This is a genomic window from Streptococcus sp. 263_SSPC (genome assembly GCF_001071995.1).
Taxonomy (GTDB): Bacteria; Bacillota; Bacilli; order Lactobacillales; family Aerococcaceae; genus Granulicatella.
Genome location: NZ_JVNU01000038.1, coordinates 13,825 through 30,112 on the forward strand (window position 1 = coordinate 13,825; position 16,288 = coordinate 30,112).

General features: G+C 43.2%; 16 protein-coding genes. 1 reads left to right on the plus strand and 15 read right to left on the minus strand.

Annotation, left to right across the window (positions count from 1 at the left end; all coding sequences use genetic code 11):
- Positions 1 to 20 precede the first annotated feature (20 nt).
- The 5 genes from ADH02_RS06070 to uvrB form a co-directional block, all read right to left on the minus strand.
- Positions 21 to 1,766 (minus strand): ABC transporter ATP-binding protein, encoded by a 1,746-nt coding sequence (locus tag ADH02_RS06070; protein ID WP_048783434.1) that lies wholly within the window; start codon positions 1,764 to 1,766, stop codon positions 21 to 23.
- Positions 1,763 to 3,487, minus strand: coding sequence for an ABC transporter ATP-binding protein (locus ADH02_RS06075; protein WP_414717662.1), 1,725 nt, complete (start codon positions 3,485 to 3,487; stop codon positions 1,763 to 1,765). Before ADH02_RS06075 ends, ADH02_RS06070 begins: the two co-directional genes overlap by 4 nt.
- 381 nt (positions 3,488 to 3,868) lie before the next feature.
- Entirely contained in the window at positions 3,869 to 4,861 is a 993-nt protein-coding gene (locus tag ADH02_RS06080; protein WP_048709761.1) for an aspartate-semialdehyde dehydrogenase, read from the minus strand.
- Positions 4,862 to 4,899: 38 nt separating this feature from the next.
- Positions 4,900 to 5,544, minus strand: a complete 645-nt coding sequence (locus tag ADH02_RS09215; RefSeq protein ID WP_053091411.1) for an MmcQ/YjbR family DNA-binding protein — start codon at positions 5,542 to 5,544, stop codon at positions 4,900 to 4,902.
- A 12-nt stretch (positions 5,545 to 5,556) separates the two neighbouring features.
- Positions 5,557 to 7,539, minus strand: coding sequence for an excinuclease ABC subunit UvrB (uvrB, locus tag ADH02_RS06090; RefSeq protein ID WP_048783439.1), 1,983 nt, complete (start codon positions 7,537 to 7,539; stop codon positions 5,557 to 5,559).
- A gap of 173 nt (positions 7,540 to 7,712) precedes the next feature.
- On the opposite strand from uvrB, the gene rpsT reads away from it, so the two are divergent.
- Positions 7,713 to 7,967, plus strand: coding sequence for a 30S ribosomal protein S20 (rpsT, locus tag ADH02_RS06095; protein WP_048709754.1), 255 nt, complete (start codon positions 7,713 to 7,715; stop codon positions 7,965 to 7,967).
- 589 nt (positions 7,968 to 8,556) lie between these two features.
- On the opposite strand, the gene ADH02_RS06100 is transcribed toward rpsT, so the two are convergent.
- From ADH02_RS06100 to ADH02_RS09385, 10 genes are all read right to left on the minus strand, one after another.
- Positions 8,557 to 8,832 (minus strand): hypothetical protein, encoded by a 276-nt coding sequence (locus tag ADH02_RS06100; protein WP_048783440.1) that lies wholly within the window; start codon positions 8,830 to 8,832, stop codon positions 8,557 to 8,559.
- 9 nt (positions 8,833 to 8,841) lie between these two features.
- Positions 8,842 to 9,117 (minus strand): type II toxin-antitoxin system RelE family toxin, encoded by a 276-nt coding sequence (locus tag ADH02_RS06105; protein WP_048783441.1) that lies wholly within the window; start codon positions 9,115 to 9,117, stop codon positions 8,842 to 8,844.
- Positions 9,117 to 9,335, minus strand: coding sequence for a type II toxin-antitoxin system RelB family antitoxin (gene relB, locus ADH02_RS06110; RefSeq protein ID WP_048783442.1), 219 nt, complete (start codon positions 9,333 to 9,335; stop codon positions 9,117 to 9,119). Before relB ends, ADH02_RS06105 begins: the two co-directional genes overlap by 1 nt.
- Before the next feature lie 143 nt (positions 9,336 to 9,478).
- A complete protein-coding gene (gene holA / locus ADH02_RS06115) occupies positions 9,479 to 10,510 on the minus strand; it encodes a DNA polymerase III subunit delta (protein WP_048783443.1) in 1,032 nt (343 codons plus the stop codon).
- A gap of 47 nt (positions 10,511 to 10,557) precedes the next feature.
- Positions 10,558 to 12,885: a DNA internalization-related competence protein ComEC/Rec2 gene (locus ADH02_RS06120; RefSeq protein ID WP_048783444.1), complete on the minus strand. Its 2,328-nt coding sequence runs from the start codon at positions 12,883 to 12,885 to the stop codon at positions 10,558 to 10,560.
- Complete coding sequence (locus tag ADH02_RS06125; RefSeq protein ID WP_048783445.1) at positions 12,882 to 13,514, minus strand: helix-hairpin-helix domain-containing protein; 633 nt, start codon at positions 13,512 to 13,514, stop codon at positions 12,882 to 12,884. Before ADH02_RS06125 ends, ADH02_RS06120 begins: the two co-directional genes overlap by 4 nt.
- 59 nt (positions 13,515 to 13,573) lie before the next feature.
- Positions 13,574 to 14,617, minus strand: coding sequence for a SepM family pheromone-processing serine protease (locus ADH02_RS06130; protein ID WP_048783446.1), 1,044 nt, complete (start codon positions 14,615 to 14,617; stop codon positions 13,574 to 13,576).
- On the minus strand, positions 14,604 to 15,137 hold the full coding sequence (gene coaD / locus ADH02_RS06135; RefSeq protein ID WP_048783447.1) for a pantetheine-phosphate adenylyltransferase: 534 nt from the start codon (positions 15,135 to 15,137) through the stop codon (positions 14,604 to 14,606). The genes ADH02_RS06130 and coaD overlap by 14 nt, the downstream gene beginning before the upstream one ends.
- A gap of 1 nt (position 15,138) precedes the next feature.
- Entirely contained in the window at positions 15,139 to 15,714 is a 576-nt protein-coding gene (gene rsmD / locus ADH02_RS06140; RefSeq protein ID WP_048783448.1) for a 16S rRNA (guanine(966)-N(2))-methyltransferase RsmD, read from the minus strand.
- 421 nt (positions 15,715 to 16,135) lie between these two features.
- Positions 16,136 to 16,288: IS3 family transposase (locus ADH02_RS09385; protein WP_048781683.1), on the minus strand; the 153-nt coding region annotated here is incomplete at its 5' end.

Below are 16,288 nucleotides of genomic sequence, written 5' to 3' on the forward strand. Positions count from 1 at the left end.
GCTTCTTTTTAGTTTTTAGATTAATGTTGCCACTGACTTTGATAGAGATTGTAGTAAAATCCACGTTGTTCCATCAAGCTGGCATGATTTCCTTTTTCAATGACAAGTCCGTCTTTTAAGACTAGAATCACATCCGCGGTACGAATGGTCGACAAGCGGTGCGCCACGATAAAGCTCGTGCGTCCTTCCATCAGATGTTGAAAGGCTTCTTGAATCTTCAACTCGGTACGTGTATCGATGGAAGAAGTCGCTTCATCGAGAATCAGCATATTCGGTTGTCCCATCATCACACGCGCGATGCAGAGCAATTGTTTTTGCCCTTGCGAGAAGTCCCCACCGTCATCTGAAATCACCGTATCATATCCTTGTGGCAGACGACTCACGAATCCATGGATATGGCAGAGTTTGGCGATGCGAATCATCTCTTCTTCGCTAATCGTTGGATTTCCCATCGTGATATTTTCACGGACAGTTCCCGTTTGAAGCCATGTTTCTTGAAGCACCATCCCAAATCCATTTCGTAGGCTTTGACGAGTGATGTCTTCAATCGAATGGCCATCGATGGCTAATTTTCCACTATTAATATCATAGAAACGCATCAATAAATTAATCAATGTCGTCTTTCCGCTTCCGGTTGGACCGACAATCGCCACGCGTTGCCCCGGTTTAACATCCAGAGAGAAGTCTTCAATCAGCGGTTGATCTTTCACATAAGAGAAGTCCACATGACTAAATTCCACCGCACCGTCGAAACTCTCAGGAGATACAGCATCCTCACGCTCTGGACGTTCAGAAGGTTGTTCCAATAGTTCAAATACGCGGTTGGCACAAGCAATCGCATTTTGCAACTCGGTAATAACTCCTGAGATTTCATTGAATGGTTTCGTATATTGGTTGGCATAACTTAAGAAGGCCGATAGTTGTCCAACCGTCACGCCACCGCTAATCACGAAGAACGCCCCGAACACGCCCACACTGGTGTAGACAATACTATTAACAAAGCGCGTTGCCGGATTCGTGATGCTCGAGAAGAAGATAGCCTTGAGTGATACATCTGTTAGGTTCTTATTAATCACCGAGAAGTCCTCGATGACTTTTTCTTGTTGCTGGAAGGCCGTCACCACTCGTGTCCCCTCAATCATCTCATTCATATAGGCAGTTTGATCCCCACGAATTTCCGATTGTTGTTTGAAGAAATGATAGGATCTCTTCGCAACAAAGCTGGCCATCACAAAGGATACTGGCGTCACCACCACTACTACAAGCGTCAATGTCACATTTACGCTAAGCATAAAGATTAACGTTCCTAGAATCGTCATCACACCCGTAAATAACTGCGTGAATCCCATCAATAATCCATCCGCAAATTGATCCGCGTCCGCAATGATACGGCTCTCGATTTCTCCGGCTGGATGAATATCTAAATAACTGAGCGGTAAGGTTTCGATTTTTTCAAGCGCATCTCTACGAAGGTCACGTACAACCGAGTACGTCATCTTGTTATTGCTGAGGTTCATAAACCACTGCGCGATGGCTGCCATTGCCGTAAAGAGTGCAATCTGCCAAAGGATGGCAAATAGTCCTTCATAGAACACTTGGCCCGTGTCTAACATTTGGTCCACGGCTTCCCCGACTAATTTTGGAATCATTAACGTTCCGAATACATTCACACTCGCCAAAAGAATCGACGCTACAAAGTAGATGCGATAGCGACGGATGTAGCGGAGGACTTTACGGATGGTTTCCCATTGAGTTGTCTGTCTCATGCTTCATCCTCCTTTGGAAATTGTGAATAGTAAATTTCTTGATAAATTTCGTTGCCCGCTAAAAGCTCTTCATGCGTGCCTTTGCCGACAAGATTTCCTTCGTCTAACACGAGAATTAAGTCTGCATACTGCACAGAAGCTGCCCGTTGCGACACAATAAAGGTCGTTGGACGTGGCGTTTGGTTCTTGATGGCTTCACGCAATTTTGCATCGGTCGCATAGTCTAACGCCGAAGCACTATCATCTAAAATTAAAATTGGTGCTTGTTTGGCAATCGCACGTGCAATCGTCATCCGTTGTTTTTGCCCACCGGATAAGTTGCGACCATTTTGTTCGATACCATAATCCAGTCCGCCTTCTTTTGTTTGTACAAACTCACTGGCTTGAGCGACGCCGAGTGCGTGTTCTACGACTTCAGTAGAAGCCGATGCATTTCCAAAACGGACATTGTCGGCAATCGTTCCACGGAAGAGTTGCGCCTTTTGTAAGACCATTGCGACCGCTCCACGAATCGATGCAAAACGGTAGTCACGAACGTCATTGCCGAATACTTCAACTTCCCCTTGGGTCGCATCATAGAACCGAGGAATCATATTCACAAGAGACGATTTCCCGCTACCAGTCCCACCGATAACACCGATGGTCTGTCCTTTCAATGCGGTAAAGGTAATATGATTGAGCGCTGCGTTTTGGTCTCCTTGATACGTCAATGTCACGTCTTTAAACGCCACTGCCACTTCACCATCAGGATGAACCTCTTTCATTCCTTCGACCATATCTGGCTCAATCGATAGAATATTGTCGATACGTTCCGCACTCGCTACGGATTTTGTCATCGTTACGACAAGGTTCGCGAATTTCACAAGCTCCACTAGAATTTGTGACATGTAGTTTGTTAAAGCGATAACGTCCCCTTTTGACAAGGTCCCTGTATCCACTTTAATCGCACCACCATAAAGAATGACGATGAGGGCCACATTCACAATCACAAACGTAATAGGGTTCATGGCTCCAGAGAGACCACTCACCTTTTGTTGCGCTTGATTCAACGTTTCAGTATCTTCTCTAAAGGTATGGATTTCTTTTTCTTCACGGTTAAATGCACGAATCACACGCACCCCAAGCAGATTTTCATGCACAAGGCGCATAATACGGTCCAATCGATCTTGCACACGGCGATACATCGGAATCGTCCAGTAAATAATACCGAATACGACGACTGCTAAAATCGGCACCGTAATAACAAACGTCCATGCCATTTCTACATTCACAACAAACGCCATCACAATCGCTCCTCCGACGATAAACGGCGAACGAAGCAATAGACGAAGCGCGATATTTAACCCGCTTTGCACAAGATTGATATCACTCGTCAAACGCGTCAGTAAAGTGTCATTTCCCAGCGCATCGAGTTGCGAAAAGCTAAAGTATTGAATTTTTGAAAAGAGCGCCTGTCTTACATCAGCGGTAAATCCAGTCGCCGCCTTTGCCGCAAAATACTGAGCGGTAATCGACACGACAACACCTAAAATTCCTAGACAAATTAGGATGGCCCCTTGATGAAGAATCAAGGTCGTGTCTTTATTTCCAATCCCTTTGTCGATGATGACCGCCATAATGAGCGGAACAAATAACTCCAGAATCGCTTCGAATAATTTGAATAATGGTGCCAATATCGTTTCTTTCAGATACGGCTTTAAGTAAGGTTTTAACTTGTTCACACGCGTACTTCCTTTTACATCCATAGTACTTTTATTGTATCACATTTTATCATCTTCAAGAGCGGAAAAACTTGTTTCCTCCTTTTGGTTTTTCAGAGTGTAACAATTATGTTACGTAACAAAAATGTTACACTCACTTTTAATTTCCTAAAGATGTATCATTTATGATACGTATCATAAATGATACAAACCTAATTTTTTTACTCACAGTTGGTTGTAGTGGAGCCAATAATTATTAGAAGACTGGCAACTTTTGTTTATTAGAATGTTGATTTCGAAAAATCTTACGGATTCTATAATAGCCATAACGTGGGATGGCATTAAATGTTAAAAAGGAGCGTAGGAATTAACTTCCTACGCTCCGTTAAATCTTCTATTTCATTACTTACGTAATCCGTGTTCTTCGATATACTCCGCAATTTGGATGGCGTTGCTCGCTGCACCCTTACGGATATTATCGCCCACACACCAAATGTGGAAGCTGTTTGGTTGAGAGATATCGCGACGAATACGTCCCACATACACTTCATCATGCCCAGTTGCTTGTAATGGTGTTGGATATACATTTTCCTCAGGTTTATCTAATACGATTACGCCTGGTGCTTTTTCTAAAATTGCACGAATTTCCTCAGGAGTTGTATCTTTTTCGAAAGTCACATTGATTTCTACAGAGTGTGAGTTGAATACAGGCACACGCACACAAGTAGCTGTGATGGCTACATCATCTGACAATCCAAGAATCTTGCGAGTTTCTTGAATCATTTTCATTTCTTCTTTTGTATAGCCATTTTCTAAAAATACATCGATATGTGGCAATACATTATTGTAAATTGGGTGTGGGTAGTTTGTTGGAGCTTCCCCTTTTTCACCGTTTCTTAAATCGTTAATTCCTGCTTGTCCAGAACCTGAAACAGCTTGGTAAGTTGTGTACGCCACACGTTTTAATCCGAATGCATCATGCAATGGACGTAATGGCACAACTGATTGGATAGTTGAGCAGTTTGGATTTGCAATAATCTTACGTTCTAATGTTGGTGCGTTACATTCTGGTACGACTAAATCAATTTCTGGATCCATTCTCCATGCGCTTGAGTTGTCGATGACAATCACGCCGTCACGTTCTGCGATTGGCGCAAATTTCAATGAAGTTCCGCCCCCTGCTGAGAAGATGGCGTAGTCAATATCACGCTTGAAGGAGTCTTCCGTTAATTCTTCGACTACATAATCTTTTCCTCTAAACTGTAGTACTTTTCCTGCTGAACGCGCTGATGCAAGTAGATATAAGTGATCCACTTGTAAGTTGCTTTCTTCTAAACGTTCAATCATTTTTGTTCCAACGACACCTGTCGCTCCTACAATTGCAATATTTACCATAAAAAAATCTCCTTTTTGCTAAAACGCTATGTTGAAAATTATAGCGAATCTCTCGTTGAAAGTAAAGAATTGTCTTTCTTTACAACACATTTGTAGCTGGTATAGATACACTCTTTCACGAGTGCGTCATCTGAGCATACATTCAGCGCGATTGAAATCCAATGCTTCTTATTCATATGATAGGCTTCGAAAATCCCGTCAGTCGCGATGAGTCGTTCCTTGTCTTCCGGATGAATCTTCACGTTCAAAATGAGGGAGTCGGCCTTTGAAGCCACTCCTAGTTTTTGAAGCGGAACTACCATCATCAGCGCATACCATTTCCCTTTATCTTCAACCGTAAACCCCAGTGCCTCCGTCTTCTCAAACGGATTGCCATGATACGGGACGATATGTTCGGTCATCCACTTCGTCCATTTTTGGCGCGCTTCTTCAATATCCGATTGCTCAGGATGCATCCATTGAAACACTAGCTCCTCTGCCTCTTCGCGCAAGGCTTGAGCGATGCTACTACTTGTTGTCGGTATATCGAATAAGGTATAGCGCTCGTTAACCTCATCGAGCGCTACGATTTCTAAACCTTGTTTTTTAGTGGCACTCACCACCTGAAAAGAAAATCCATCCATTTGGCTGGTAAAGATTTCCCCTTCCAGTTCTGGTAAGTCCTTTGTTAATGTCCATTTCATAAATGCGACCTCTTATAAACGATACTCGGCACGCAATTCGAGAATCACGTCGCGTAAATCGGCTGCTTTCTCGAAATCGAGGTCCTTGGCTGCCGCACGCATATCCAACTCGAGTAACTCGAGCGCTTCTCGACGTTGCTCTTGCGTCATCTTCTTGAAGTCTTTTGCAGTCGTTGGGGCATCTTCTTTTTCGACCTCGTGCGTAATCGCAATTAAATCACGGATATTCTTCACGATGGTCTTCGGAACGATGCCATGTTCTTTATTGTATGCCTCTTGGATGGCACGACGACGATTCGTTTCATCAATCGCTTTTTGCATCGAATCCGTAATCTTATCGGCATACATAATCACACGACCGTTCGCATTACGCGCAGCACGTCCAATCGTTTGAACCAGAGCACGTTCACTACGAAGGAAGCCTTCCTTATCCGCATCGAGAATCGCCACAAGAGACACTTCCGGCACGTCTAACCCCTCACGAAGCAAGTTGATTCCGACCAATACGTCGAATTCCCCGAGTCGTAAGTTACGGATGATTTCCGTACGTTCCAATGTCTTAATGTCACTATGCAAATACTTCACCTTAATGCCCACTTCTTCTAAGTAGTCGGTCAAGTCCTCAGACATCTTCTTCGTTAAAGTCGTAATGAAAACACGCTCGTTTCGTTCTACACGTAAATTAATTTCACTAATAAGGTCATCAATCTGTCCTTTAATTGGACGAACTTCCACAGGTGGATCTAATAAGCCAGTTGGACGAATGATTTGCTCGGTAACTGTTGGCGTATGTGATAATTCATAAGGCCCCGGAGTAGCCGAAATGTAAATGATTTGTGGCACGCGTTCCTCAAACTCTTCAAAGCGCAATGGACGGTTATCTAAAGCACTTGGTAAGCGGAAGCCGTATTGAATCAACTGCTCCTTACGAGCACGGTCCCCGTTATACATTCCACGAATTTGTGACATCGTAATATGCGACTCATCGACCACGAAGAGCGAATCTTTCGGGAAGAAGTCTAATAAAGTATACGGTGGTTGTCCTGGACGTCGGCCATCCATATGACGGGAGTAGTTCTCAATCCCGTTACAGTAGCCCATCTCTAGTAGCATTTCGATATCGTAGTTGGTCCGTTGTTCTAAGCGTTGTGCTTCAAGTAACTGATGGTTGTCTCGTAATTCTTTTAGTCGTTCCGCAAGCTCTTCTTTAATCGTAGCCACGGCCCGTGAAATTTGGTCTTCATTGGCCACAAAGTGCGTTGCTGGGAAGATCGGAACGTGTTCCACAGTTGCTTTAATTTCACCCGTCAACACATCAACTTCTTTAATCGCTTCGATTTCATCTCCGAAGAATTCAATACGAAAGGCTGTCGCATCATTTCCTGGTAGGAAGATTTCAACGACGTCCCCACGAACACGGAATGTTCCACGGCGGAAATCATAGTCGTTACGCTCGAACTGCATTTCTACCAATCGACGCAATAAGTCATCACGTTCGATTTCCATGCCTTCACGAAGCGACAATACATGGTCGCGGTAATCTTCCGGGTTTACTAAACCATATATCGAAGACACGGACGCCACTACAATCACATCGCGACGTTCTAGAAGAGCGCTTGTGGCCGAGTGTCGTAATTTATCAATCTCATCGTTGACACTCGATTCCTTCTCGATATACGTATCGCTGGCAGGAACGTATGCCTCTGGTTGATAGTAGTCATAGTACGACACAAAATATTCGACCGCATTGTCCGGGAAGAATTCTTTCAACTCTCCGTACAGCTGTCCGGCTAATGTTTTATTATGCGCTAATACGAGCGTTGGTTTATTGACTTCTTGAATCACATTGGCAATCGTGAACGTCTTCCCTGTTCCCGTTGCCCCAAGTAAAGTTTGTTCTTTGACCCCATTTTTGATGCCATCGACGAGTTCTTGGATGGCTTGAGGTTGGTCTCCATTTGGTGCATAAGGAGCCACTAATTTAAATTGATCCATGACTTCACCTCTTTCTTTTCTAGTATACCATCATTACGGGAGTTTTACCGTTTGTCTGTCTTGTTCTTTCACAATACCTTGCTTGCAATTCAAGTAGGACTTTTGTATAATAGTTCGTGTTGGAAACAACTGATCAGTAATTATACATGTTAAATGAAAGAGGGGTGAACCCATTGCCAAATATCGCATCACAAATCAAACGTGTTCGTACTAACAAAAAGTCAACACTTGCTAACAACGCTCAAACTTCTGCTATGCGTACAGCTATCAAAAAATTTGACGCTGCTGTAGCTGAAGGTGCTGAAAATGCTGAAGAATTATTACGTGCTGCTCACAAAGCAATCGACGGAGCTGCTTCTAAAGGATTAATCCACAAAAACAAAGCTTCTCGTGATAAATCACGTCTTGCTGCAAAATTAAGCAAATAATAATTAGCCTGAGAATTGATCTCGGGCTCTTTTTTTATGCTCTGAAATAGAAGTGGTGCTTCTTGGTTGGGTAAAATCCTTACGGATTTCTTCAAGGTAGATTGTTATATCGGATAAACTGAAAAGAATCAGTTTTGTTATTGAAAGAGTTATAGCGGGGCAACGGCTCGAGCCTAGGTCTCTCGCCTTTAAAGCCTCAAAGCAGGAGTACGGAAGAACTTCCTACTCCTGCTAATTCGCATTTAATGCACTTCCCCGCTATTCTTTCAATAAACTGATTCTTTTTTTGTTTATCCTCTATTTAGATTTCACCCGTAGAATCCGTAAGAATTTTACTCCTTGGTATCTTCTTTATTTCAGAAATAAAAAAATGCCCGAACAATTCGAAGGCCCCCGGGGAAAAAAGAGAGTGCCCGGGGGATATGAAGGTGCTGGGAAAAAGGGTCCAAATCAATTCGAAGGCGGAGGGGAAAAGAAAGGGTGGCCGGGGGAGGTAAAGGTGCTGAAAAAACAATCAATTCGAAGGCGCCATGAAAAAAAGAGTGCCCGAGGGAGGTGTTTAGGCTCCTGCTCGTGCACTCTGTTTTTGTTAGATGATAATATCGTCGACAAATTGTTTAGCTTCTGACAAGCTCATTCCTGTTACGTTACGTAATTTTTGAATAGCTTTAATCGGTTGGCCATTGCGTTTCAATTCGCGTAAGTACTCTTCTAATTCTTCTGGGATGTACGCTTCTTCTACTGGTGTACTTTCTTGAGTTGATGGTGTTTGTTCCACCGCTCCGCTGGTATTTGGCTTTGTGCGGAACGCAAAGGCGATTACCGCTACTAAAACAACAGCGATGATTACGATTAGTAATTCCATGGGTTTCTCCTATTTCATAAATTTGTAAACACTGCTTCTATGAGCAAATTCAAATGCTATAATTTTTAATTGGTCATCCTCGATTTCTACAATTAATCTATAATCTCCAATTCTATATCTCCAATATTTTGACAAAGTTCCACGCAGAGGTTTCCCCTTACTTCTAGGCTCTTCACAGTCCATCAAATTTTTTTCAATCCATTTTTTTAAGATCACTTTGGTTCCATTATCTAATTTTTTAATTTTCTTTTTGAGACGTTCATCATAAGAAAGTGTGTACCTCATTATAAGTCTCCCCAGAATTCCTCATGGTCAACTAATATAACTTCTCCATTTGCTTTAGCACTTTCGTACTCTTTTACAGCTTGTAAATCATATTCTTCTTCAATTTTTTCAGTTAATGCTTTCTTTAATAGGGTCGTTAATCCTTCTCCGGTAAAGTCTGCATAATTTTTAAAAAGGCGTTCTTCTTCTTTATTTAAACGTAATGAAATTGTACTCATTTTAACCCCTCCTTAATTGTATATACATTGTACCACATATTTTTATTAATTCAACTCAAATTTTAATTAAAAATTAGATAATTATTTATAAACGACTCAACGCCGAAATCTTTAATAAAATATCGACGTTTCAAACAGACTAATTATAACGTTCTTTGGCCGCAAAATTGGAGAATAAACCATTCCAATTGCATTTCTTTGATTCCGACGCTGGTCTTCAATGCGTACTCGGTTTCGACTAATTGCTGGAAGGCTGCTTCGAGTAATGGCGTTCCGTAGCGACGGCATTGGTTGAGTGCGAGTTTGACCCGGTACGGGTGCACCGCGAGTGTTTTTTGAATTTCGGGTTCTTGGTAGCCGGCTTTTTTCAAATACGACACTTGAAGCAATAGGCGGAATTGGCCTAATAGAATCGCGTTCATTTTGATTGGGTCTTCTTTTTGCAATAGCATATCATGATAAATTTGAAGAGCACGCTTGCTGTCTTTGTTCAGGATAGCTTCCCCAAAATCAAAGATGCTTTGTTCCAAGGTTTTAGCCACTAATGCCTCGACCGTTTCGAGTCGAATGGAATACGTTCCAATTTCGGCAACCATTAATTTATCAAGTTCTTTCATACAAGTCGTAAGCGAGTATTGTGTCTTGATGAGTAAGGTGTTTAACGCCTCTTCTTGAATGCCATATTGTTGCGAACGTAAATAGTCCTTGATGTATTGTCTCACATCGCGTTCTGAAAGTTCGCTCGCATCCAGAAGAACGGCAACCTTCTTCAACTGCTTCACGATTTTTTTACGTTGGTCCAACTTTTCATACGGAGCAAAGAAAACCATCACCGAACTGTCCATCGGATTTTCTAAATACGCTTGTAGGCGGTCTAAATGATGGTCGATGGATTTCTTCTCCTTCTCCCCTGTTAAAAACGTTGGATTATCGATCATGACTAATCTGCGGTCTCCAAAAAATGGCACAGACTCGGCATCTTGGACCGCGGTTTGAACGGACACTTCATCCATATTGAATCGTCCCACGTTCAAGTCCTGATCTTCAGGAGCGACAATGGTGTCCAAAAACACTTTACGCGCAAGCTCTTGTAAGTATGGTTCTTTCCCTTGAACGAGATACACCAGACTAACTTGCCCTTTTTTAATTCGATTGAGCTGTTTCTCAAATTCCATTTCTTCGCCTCCTGTTGTTTTAGTTTATCTTGAAAACGAGTCTTTGTCTATTGTTTCAATTCTTTTTTCCGTTTCGTAAGCGTGGTCGTGACTTCCAGTTTTTCTGTGGTGAATCGAAGCCGAATTTGCCCGTCTTGGTCCGTCCGGAAAATGATAGCGCCAGTAGCTTTCAAGCGCGCCAAAGTCTCTGGACTCGGATGCCCATAGTGATTGTGCTTCCCACACGATATGAACGCGAGTCTTGGCTGAACGAGTGTAAGAAGCGCCTCGCCACTCGACGTCCTGCTCCCATGATGCCCCGCTTTAAGGATAGAGAACTGCAAGTGTGGATTGTCTTTAACGACAGCCTCTTCTACCTTCTCTGAGGCGTCTCCAGTGAGAAGAATCGTCTGCTCCATCACTGTCACTAGCGCCAGTATCGAGTCTTCATTTTCCGCATGAGACAAACCTTTTGGCCACAATACCTTCCATTTCGTCCCATTCCATTTCCACTCATCTCCTGCCAGCACCAATCGCCACTGAATCTTTGGATATTTCTTTTTCATCTCCTGCATCAGCGGAATCTTCTCCATTCCTTTTCCGATAATAAGTTGACGGATAGTGAGATGCTTGGCGATAGTTTTTAAGTTTCCAACATGGTCTTCGTCCCCATGAGACAACATGACTTGTGAGAGCACCGAGAGGCCCTCTGCTTGCAAGGCTGGCACAACTGTCGTAATCCCTTGGTCTTTTTTCTTTCTGTGCCGACACGCCTCTTTCTGTTTAAAATCCGAGAGGCCGCCTGTATCGATCAGTGTCGCCTGATTCCACCCTGGCGCTAGTAAAAGGATGGAGTCCCCTTGCCCAACGTCCACCATCACGAGTTCTGTCCCCCAGTGATACGGCACTTCAAATAAGAGAGCTAAAAGTGCAATAAGACAAACAACCCCTTTTCGAATCGTCATCTTTCTTCGTTCGAATAAAACCCCTACGACAATAAGGATTGTAAGAAAGAGAACGACTTCCCATTTGTCCCAAATCCCCAGTGTGAATTTTGTAAAGGACAACTGCTGGCAGAAAGTGAGGATTCGAGAAACTCCAGAAAGAATGAATTCTCCAAAAGTTTTTAGAAGGTCAATCAGCGAACCTAATCCAAAAAGTAGCGCGACAAAATAGGCGGTTAACAATGGAAATAGCAGCATCTCAAATAGCATCGAAAAGAGCGCGGTCAGAAGAATACTCAGCGCATTCCAATAAAAGAAATACTGGCACAGAAGCGGCAATGCGATAAGGCTCATCCCAATCGGTACCCATAAATTAGCGCGAATGCGAGGCAAGACAGCGCGTTGCCATTTCGAGAGAAAAGTAATAATGACTGTTAATCCATAACTTAGTTGAAAGGCTACATTTAAAAGAATGCCGGGCCAAACGAGAATGGACGCAATCGCCATCCAGAGTAAGCAGTCCATCTGTACGCTCCCACGTTTTCTAACGAACGGTTTGGATAAGGCGGCTAACACGACCATGCCAATCGCACGAGTGCCGCTAATATTCCAGCCAATCACAAATCCGTAGAGCACTATAAACAGAACCAGTAATCCACGCGTTTTCTCTCTGGTAATACCGATCCGCCACGAGAGGCGTTCGAGGCAGGCGACCATTAAGGAGATATGTAATCCGGAAATGGCTAAGAGATGCAAGAGGCCCAGATGTTTGTATTGCTCCCACTCCTCTTCGCTAAAACCCGTTCGGTCCGCTAAGAGTAAGGCACCTGTATATTGTTTAATTCGACTATCTTTTTGAACATGCAACGTTTCTAACAACCGTGAACGCAGATGCTCCACAAAGCTCCAGAATCCTGTGACGGGCTTCATACTAGAATTCATTCGCACAACCTTCAAAGCGTGCAGCACCCCAAGACTCAGATAATAGTTTTTCGCATCGAAATTCCCTTTATTGCGCGCATGCTCAATTTCTTCAATAGTTCCGTCCACCGTAACTCGGACTACTTCGCTCAACTGCAACAAGGTTTGTTGCTCAGATTCCGACTCTAGTACATAGTAGAAAAAGACTTTTTCGCGTTTCGTTCCTGCTTCAAGCGTGGCCGTTCCCGTTACTAAATCTCCATTCACCTTCAAATGGTTTGGATTTAACACGAGTTGCCCCTGTATCGCATCATCGACAGTAAAAGCAGGTTGAGACACTTCACGTACATACAAAAACAGACGTATCCCAATCGCTACACATAGCACAAAACCGACTACTCTTTTCCATGCCTCGTGCCCCCGTTTCCACGCCACGATAACCATGAATAAAGGGACAATCCACCACGCGACTGCCCCCTCAAACACAACGATGCCAGACGCTACAAGCACCGCTAGTATCCAGTAACTCATTGCGTCACAATCCTTTCCTCAAAGGATTCGAAGAGCTTCTTGCCAATGCCGCGGACTTTCATCAAATCTTCTTTCGTTTTAAACGAACCGTTCTTCTTGCGGTATTCGATAATTGCCTCGGCCTTTTTCTCGCCGACACCCTTCAATGTCTTCAGCTCTTCCACCGTTGCCGTATTAATATTCACTTTTCCTTCTTTGGATGCTTCTTTACTCGTTGCACCCGCTGGAATTGCCTCAGATTCTTCTCCCACTTTTGGCACAACGATCACCATCTGATCTTCTACTCTTTGCGCCAAGTTCACTTTCTGGCTATCTGCCTCTGCCGTCAATCCTCCCGCGGCATCGAGCGCGTCTTTCACTCGATCTCCAACCTTCATTTGATAGACTCCCGGCTTTTTCACTTCTCCTTTAATATCAACGAAAATGACCGCTTCTAGCGTCGTACTTTCTTCTGTTTTCTCCGCCAACACCGTCGTTACCACCGCTTCGGTTTCTTCTACGACTTCATCCTTTTTAAGCAACAGTCCACCAACACCTACTAATAAAAGAAGCCCTCCGCAAATGACCGCACCCTTGACCGCTAGACTCCACGACTCCCATTTTTCTTTCCACTCATCAAAAAAAGCCATTTCTCTCACTCCTTAAAAAGATTTCTCCAATTAAAGATATGAGAAAAATGACTCATTGGTTATAGATTTTCAAGAATTTCAATCGCGTCTTGTAACGTCTTCACAGGATAAATTTTAATATCTGTTCCTAACTTTTCAGCCGCTTCTTTGACTTCTTCGTAGTTCGATTTAATATCTGGATAACGTGCACGCATTTCGTCCGTGATTTCATCGTCTGGGGCTAAGAAAACTGTCGCACCTGCTTCAATCGCAGCCACTAATTTCTTATCAATTCCACCGATACGTCCAACGGTTCCGTCTAATTCAATTGTTCCTGTTCCGGCAATGTTATGTCCGTTTTTCAAATGACTATTCGTAATTTGGTTATAAATTTCAAGTGTAAACATCAAACCACCTGAAGGACCACTTACACCATGTGGGTCAAATTCAACAGATGGGTCAGAAGTCACATCTTCATCCACTTCCCCGCCAAATCCAAGACGGATACCACCAGTACGGCTATCCATCTTCAACGGCGCGCTGATGGTCATTGTTGCATCGTCACGTTTCACTTGAAGGACTAGCGTATGTCCTGGTTCAAGGCCTGCTAAATAGTCTTTTAAGTCCTCAAAACTCTCATCGGTATTGCCTGGGCTCTTTCCGTCAATCGTTTCAATAATATCCCCGACTTGTAACTTGTCGCGGAAATTCGAACTTTGGTCTACCCGTGTGACGAAAATACCATTCACATGTCGTTCCACCGTTTTCCCAGCCGCTTCAAAGGCAACACGAACCGCTGTCGAACGGGCATTTCGCATACTGAAATCTTGCAGGGCATCGAATTCTTCTGGCGTATAATCCCCAAATACCTCTTCAGAAGGAAGTAGTTCGTGGTGCTTCAAGAATTTCTTGAAGTACGTTAATACGGTCGCCTGTTCGACATATACCGTCAGCACCCGGAGCGTCCCTTGGTCCTCATCTTTTGCTCCACTAATCGTTAAAAACTGAGATACATCTTCTGCAGTCCCTGGCGATTCAATCACATACGGGATTGGAATCATCGCAACAATCGCTAATACAACGAAAATTAAGGCTGCAATAATAATCTTCTTAACCTTTGACATCTGTTATCTCCTCTTCCATTTTTATTGTGCGTTCTGGCGCATCTTTGTATTTTTCTTGCAAGGCATCAGCTACCACACTTGGAACAAACGATGTTACAGCTCCTCCAAAACGAGCCAATTCCTTCATCATTGACGAACTGACAAATCGGTACTCCTCCTTGCTGAGGAGTAATACCGTTTCGACTTTGCTATTCTGAACACGGTTATGGGATGCAAGAGTTGCTTCATATTCAAAGTCGGTTGCGTTTCGTACACCGCGGACAAGAACACTTGCCCCTAATTGTGCTGCAGCTTCTACAGTTAATCCTCCGCTAACGGCCACCACTTTAGCGTTAGGTACATGAGCGATTACCTTTTCAACCAGTAATTTCCGCTCGTCTAATGAAAACAGATAATTTTTCTGAACATTATGCGATAAAACCACAATTACTTCATCGAAAAGCTCACTGCTTCGCTCGATAATATCTAAATGACCATTCGTAATCGGGTCGAAGCTTCCTGCTACTACCGCTTTTCTCATCTTAAGCCTCCTCTTCGCTAGTCGCACGGTCAAAAAACACTAATGCTGTAATCCCGTACTCCACGCGCTTATATTGCTCAAATTCTAAAATTCGCTCTGGAAGTTGAACTTCCTTATCCACCTCGCAAACAATCACGCAGTCTGGAGAAACTAGATTCAACTCCTGCAACTGCTCAATGTCCTTTACAATTTCTTGCAAGCGATACGGTGGATCCATAAACACCAACTTAAACGGTTCAAACGCTGGGTCACTCGCAATGATTTTGAGCCCTTGTTTGACGTTTTGTCGTTTTAAATGAAATTGCTCGGGTGATTTTGTAATCTCGATATTTTGCTCAATCGTCTTTTGTGCAAGGCGATTGTTCTCAAATAGAAACGCACGGTCCATCCCACGAGAGACGGCCTCGATGGCAACGGCTCCGCTTCCGCTGTACATGTCGAGCATGACTCCTCCGTCAAAATAACCGCCAAGAATATTGAAGAGCGATTCTTTTATCTTGTCAGTCGTCGGACGAGTATTTTGGCCCGGTACTGCCTTTAAGCGTCTTCCGCCAAATTCTCCTGAAATAATTCGCACAGCGCATCCCTCCTTATTCCACTATAATACCATATTCCAGCGCTCTTTCGTGAGTTTTTTATAAAATAATAAGTGCAACAACGGCTTGAAGGATTTCTTTTGGTGCTTCTTGAGTGTTGGCGGGGAGACGATGATTCAAATCCTTGCGGATTTTTTTATAATAGCTGTAATGGGGCACCGGTTCGAGCCTATCGTCTCTCACCTTTAAAACCTCAAAGCTGGAGTAAGAAATAAATTTCTAACTCCAGCTAATTCGCATTTAATGCTATTCCCCATTACTGCTATTATAAAATCCGCTTGATTCTTCTCATCGTCTACTTCAAAGAAAAATTCTTACTAGGAGGATGTCCTTATATAAAAAACTTGGTGTATAAAAGGGACTGACCCCAAAAAGTGAGAATTTAATAAAAACACCCTAGGGCTACCGTCTCCGGTATTCAACCGGAGACAGGTAGTCCAATTTTTGTTGGATTCTATTTTCATTATAATATTTGATGTAATTTTCTACAATTTGAATTACAATAGAAGATGAAGTTATTACTTCATCTTTTATGTAGAAAGCTTCGCACTTTAG

Coding starts and splice junctions, on each gene's coding strand:
- ADH02_RS06070 (WP_048783434.1), bottom strand. CDS start 1,766: ATGAGACAGACAACTCAATGGGAAACCATCCGTAAAGTCCTCCGCTAC.
- ADH02_RS06080 (WP_048709761.1), bottom strand. CDS start 4,861: ATGGTAAATATTGCAATTGTAGGAGCGACAGGTGTCGTTGGAACAAAA.
- ADH02_RS09215 (WP_053091411.1), bottom strand. CDS start 5,544: ATGAAATGGACATTAACAAAGGACTTACCAGAACTGGAAGGGGAAATC.
- uvrB (WP_048783439.1), bottom strand. CDS start 7,539: ATGGATCAATTTAAATTAGTGGCTCCTTATGCACCAAATGGAGACCAA.
- ADH02_RS06100 (WP_048783440.1), bottom strand. CDS start 8,832: ATGGAATTACTAATCGTAATCATCGCTGTTGTTTTAGTAGCGGTAATC.
- ADH02_RS06105 (WP_048783441.1), bottom strand. CDS start 9,117: ATGAGGTACACACTTTCTTATGATGAACGTCTCAAAAAGAAAATTAAA.
- relB (WP_048783442.1), bottom strand. CDS start 9,335: ATGAGTACAATTTCATTACGTTTAAATAAAGAAGAAGAACGCCTTTTT.
- holA (WP_048783443.1), bottom strand. CDS start 10,510: ATGGAATTTGAGAAACAGCTCAATCGAATTAAAAAAGGGCAAGTTAGT.
- ADH02_RS06120 (WP_048783444.1), bottom strand. CDS start 12,885: ATGAGTTACTGGATACTAGCGGTGCTTGTAGCGTCTGGCATCGTTGTG.
- ADH02_RS06125 (WP_048783445.1), bottom strand. CDS start 13,514: ATGGCTTTTTTTGATGAGTGGAAAGAAAAATGGGAGTCGTGGAGTCTA.
- ADH02_RS06130 (WP_048783446.1), bottom strand. CDS start 14,617: ATGTCAAAGGTTAAGAAGATTATTATTGCAGCCTTAATTTTCGTTGTA.
- coaD (WP_048783447.1), bottom strand. CDS start 15,137: ATGAGAAAAGCGGTAGTAGCAGGAAGCTTCGACCCGATTACGAATGGT.